The sequence below is a fragment of the uncultured Pseudokineococcus sp. genome, assembly GCF_947495735.1.
Lineage (GTDB): Bacteria > Actinomycetota > Actinomycetes > Actinomycetales > Quadrisphaeraceae > Pseudokineococcus.
Genome location: NZ_CANMAA010000053.1, coordinates 1 through 225, shown reverse-complemented (window position 1 = coordinate 225; position 225 = coordinate 1). Strand labels below are relative to the sequence as shown.

The following is a 225-nucleotide window of genomic DNA, read 5'->3' as shown; positions in this document are numbered from 1 at the left end:
CAGCCGGCACCGGACCAGCACCGCGTGGACCGTCGAGGCCGGGGTGTCGGTCCTGGCGCTGATCGCGATCGGGGACAAGCGCTGCTTCCACCGCAGGTGCACGATCTTGCGGACCACGTGCGAGGGGGTCCGGGTCGGGCTTCGGTGCGGGCGGCTGGAGCGGTCGACCATGCCTTCGAGGCCCATCTCGGCGTACCGGCGGGCCCACCTCTTCGCGGTCGGCCA

At 72.9% G+C, this 225-nt stretch carries 1 protein-coding gene; it reads right to left on the bottom strand.

What is annotated here, in order from left to right:
• A partial coding sequence (locus tag Q0848_RS18935; RefSeq protein WP_299040390.1) for a helix-turn-helix domain-containing protein occupies nucleotides 1-225 on the bottom strand: 225 nt, incomplete at both ends.